The organism is Kitasatospora sp. NPDC058243, from assembly GCF_042882025.1.
Classification (GTDB): Bacteria; Actinomycetota; Actinomycetes; order Streptomycetales; family Streptomycetaceae; genus Kitasatospora.
Map to the genome: position 1 here is coordinate 1 of NZ_JBHVWW010000051.1, position 3974 is coordinate 3974.

Annotated in this window: 3 protein-coding genes; 2 read left to right on the forward strand and 1 reads right to left on the reverse strand. The window is 75.5% G+C overall.

The features are described from left to right. The first annotated feature begins 28 nt into the window (after window positions 1-28). Window positions 29-1579, forward strand: coding sequence for a phytoene desaturase family protein (locus ACFVX9_RS27695; RefSeq protein WP_387984116.1), 1551 nt, complete (start codon window positions 29-31; stop codon window positions 1577-1579). A gap of 16 nt (window positions 1580-1595) precedes the next feature. Here the strand turns inward: ACFVX9_RS27695 and ACFVX9_RS27700 are convergent, their stop codons facing one another. After that, window positions 1596-2237: an SRPBCC family protein gene (locus tag ACFVX9_RS27700; RefSeq protein WP_387984095.1), complete on the reverse strand. Its 642-nt coding sequence runs from the start codon at window positions 2235-2237 to the stop codon at window positions 1596-1598. A gap of 360 nt (window positions 2238-2597) precedes the next feature. On the opposite strand from ACFVX9_RS27700, the gene ACFVX9_RS27705 reads away from it, so the two are divergent. Further along, on the forward strand, window positions 2598-3974 hold a 1377-nt coding region (locus ACFVX9_RS27705), incomplete at its 3' end, for an FAD/NAD(P)-binding protein (protein WP_387984097.1).

Here is a 3974-nt window from a genome sequence, read left to right on the forward strand (position 1 = left end):
CCCGTCCACCCCCGCCCGGTACGACGCCGTGATCGTCGGCGGCGGCCACAACGGGCTGGTGGCCGCCGCCTACCTCGCCCGGGCCGGACGCCGGGTCCTGCTGCTCGAACAGCTGCCCCGGGTCGGCGGCGCCGCCGTCTCCACCCGGGCGTTCCCGGGCGTGGACGCCCGGCTGTCGCGCTACTCCTACCTGGTCAGCCTGCTGCCACGGAAGATCGTCCAGGACCTGGGCCTGCGGCTCGACCTGCGGCGCCGCCGGATCGCCTCGTACACACCCACCGTCCGGGACGGGAGGCCCACCGGCCTGCTGGTGGACGCCGCCGACCCCGGCCGGACCGGGGAGTCGTTCCGGGCCCTCACCGGAACCGACCGGGAGTGGGAGGCCTGGCAGCGCTTCTACGGCATGACCGGGCAGGTCGCCCGACGGGTCTTCCCGACCCTCACCGAGCCGCTGCCCGCACGCGCCGAACTGCGCCGGCGGATCGCCGACGACGCCGCCTGGACCGCCCTGTTCGAACGGCCGCTGGGCGAGACGATCGAACGGACCTTCAGCGACGACCTGGTCCGCGGGATCGCCCTGACGGACGCGCTGATCGGCACCTTCACCCACGCCCACGACCCCTCGCTGCGGCAGAACCGCTGCTTCCTCTACCACGTGATCGGCAACGGGACGGGCGACTGGGACGTCCCGGTCGGCGGCATGGGAGCGGTGACGGACGCGCTGGCCGAGGCGGCCCTGGCCGCCGGTGCGGAGCTCCGCACCGGGTGCGAGGTCACCGCCGTCGCCACCGACGGCCACGGCGACGCCGAGGTGACGTACCGCCACCAAGGCGGCGAGGCCACCGCGGCGGGCCGCCGGGTGCTGGTCAACGCCGCCCCGGCCACCCTGGCCCGCCTCCTCGGCGAGGAACCCGGGCCCGGGCCCGCGCCCGAGGGCGCCCAGCTGAAGGTCAACCTGGTGCTGCGCCGGCTGCCGCGGCTCCGGGACGCCGGCGCGGACCCCCGGGAGGCCTTCGCGGGCACCTTCCACATCGCCGAGGGCTACCGGCAGTTGGAGACCGCCTACGCCGAGGCGGCGGCCGGCCGGATGCCCTCCGCACCCCCGTCGGAGATCTACTGCCACACCCTCACCGACCCCACCATCCTGGGCCCCGAAGCCGTCCGCCAGGGCCTCCAGACGCTGACCCTGTTCGGCCTGCACATGCCCGCCCGGCTGTTCACCGACCCGGCCGCCAAGGAGCGCGCCCTGGCGGCCAGTCTGGCCCAACTGGACGAGGTGCTGGCCGAACCGATCGCCGACTGCCTCGCGCCGGACGCCACCGGCCGGCCCTGCGTGGAAGCCAAGACCCCGCCCGACCTGGAACGGGAGATCGGCCTGCCCGGCGGCCACATCTTCCACCGGGACCTCTCCTTCCCGTTCGCGACCGGGCCCGTGGACGGCCCCGCCGCCCGCTGGGGCGTGGCGACGGCCCACCCGAACGTCCTGCTGTGCGGCGCGGGCGCCGTCCGCGGCGGCGGAGTCAGCGGCATCCCCGGCCACAACGCCGCCCGGGCCGCCCTCGAATCCCTGTCCGACTAGGACATATCGGCGCAGGTCAGCCCCGGTCTGCGTCGGCCTCGGCGATGGCCTCGGCGGTGGTCTTCAGGTCGTGCAGCCACCCGTCGAGGCCCTGACGCAGGATCGCGGTCGCGGTGGGGACGTCCGCGTCGACCTGGGGCCCGGTGTGGGTCTCCTCGGTGCTCACCCGGACGCCGCCCTTGACCCGGGTGAAGTTCCACACGTGGACGCCGTCGATGTGCAGCCCTTCGGCGTCGGCGGGGCCGGTCCAGCGGAGGCAGGACTCCCGCTTGAGCTGCTGGACGGTCGAGGTGATGTCCAGGCTGGTGGCGGTGGTCGCGGGGTTGGGCGGGAGCGGGGTCGTCCACCGGAACGCCGAACCCGGGCGCAGGCGGCCGTGGTCGAGGCGCTCCGCGCTCGCGACGGGGCCCTGCCAGGACGGCCAGCGCTCCACGTCGGTCTGCAGCTTCCAGATGGTGTGCAGCGGCGCGTGGATCACCGTCTCGGCCCGGTAGCGGACCTGGGCCCGGGGGTCGACGCCCTCGCCGCGGCAGGTCAGGGAGGTACCGGGGCGCGAGGTGGCGGCCCCGGCGGGCGCGGCCGCGGTGCCGAGGAGGCTGACGACGAGCGGGACGGCGAACAGGGCGGCGCGGACGCCGGTGCTGCGGGTGCCGGACATGGAATTCCCCTTGGTCGAGTGTCAGTTGGTGGGCGGGCGTTGCCTGTCGAGCTGCGAACGCGGCGGTGGCAGCCCCGCACGCGGTAGATGCTTGCGCGTTCGTTAGAAGTTATAACGCGGATCCGCGTGAGGGGTCAACAGCTTTCGTGACACCCTCTAACCAGAGGCTCGAACGGTGAGCGGCGGAGCGCCCCCAAACTCTCCTTATGGGACGGAACGTGTCGAACCCGGGACCCTACGTGACCTTCGCCCCCACCCCGGTCGGCGCGACACCGAGCCACCCGGCCATAAGTCCTGCTTGGCGAGGGGCCTATGAACCGTCGTTGGACGCGGCGGCGCGATCGGCTCGATGTTGGCCGCATGACGTCTCCCGCCGCGTCCGACGCGGCCGCCGTGAACCAGAGCAGCACCCCGCAAGAGATCGCCGTGGTGGGCGCAGGCGCCGCCGGCACCCTGACGGCGCTGCGCCTGCTCCACCACGCGGCCGCCGGGAGACCCGCACCGGCCCGGATCTGGCTCATCGACCCCGGGCCCGCGGGCCCGGGGCTGGCGTTCGGCACCGACGCGCCGCACCACCTGCTGAACGTCCGGGCCGGCCAGATGAGCGCCCACCGGGACGACCCCGGCCACTTCGTGCGCTGGCTCGGCGACCGCGGCGGCGAGCACGACTTCGTCCCCCGGCGCCTCTTCGGCCGCTACCTCGCCGAGAGCCTGGCGGCGGCGGCCGACCAGCCCGGCACCCCCGACCTGGTCCGGGTCCCCGACCGCGTCGTCGCCCTCACCCACCGGCCGCAGGCGACCACCCCGCCGCTGCGCCTGTGGCTGCACGACGGGCCGCCGCTCGACGTCGACGCGGCGGTGCTGGCCCTGGGCAACTTCGCACCCGGCCAGGCCTGGGCACCGCCGGCGCTGCGCGACTCCGGGCGGTTCCTGGCCGACCCCTGGGCACCCGGCGCCCTGGCGGCCGTCCCCGAGGACCGCGACGTCCTGCTCGTCGGCACCGGCCTGACCATGGTCGACATGGCGCTCAGCCTGCAACGCCCCGGCCGCGTCGTCCACGCCCTGTCCCGGCACGGCCTGGTCCCCCGACCCCACGCCGCCACCCCGCTCACCGCGCCGGTCGCCCCGCTCACCATGCCGGTCGCCCCGGTCGCCCCGCAGCTCGACGCCCGTGCGGGGCTGCCCGCGCTGCGCCGGGCGGTGCTGTGCCAGATCGCCCGCTGCCGCCGCGTCCACGGCGACTGGCGGGCCGGGGTCGACAGTCTCCGCCCCCTCACCAGCGCCCTGTGGCAGCAGCTCCCACCCGCCGACCAGGCCCGGCTGCTGGCCCGAGACCTCCGGCTCTGGGAGACCCACCGCCACCGGATCCCGCCGGTCAGCGCCAGGGCCCTGCGCGCCGCCGTCGACGCGGGTCTGGTCAGCATCGGCCGGGGCACCGTGGCCGACGCCAAGACCACCTCGGACGGCCCCGACGGGGTCGGGGAGGTCGGGGAGGTCATCGACGTGCGGCTGGACGACGGCCGCGCGCTGCGGGTGGGGGCGGTGCTGAACTGCACCGGCTCCGAGGCCGAACTCACCCGGGTCGACGACCCGCTGATCACCGACCTGCTCACCACCGGCCTCGGCTCCCCCGCCCCCGTTGGGGGAGGGTTCGACAACGCAGCAGCCGGCCGGGTCCTCCCCACCCCCTCGCGGGGTACCAACAGGATCGCGAGCAGGTGTCCGTACTCGTCGACC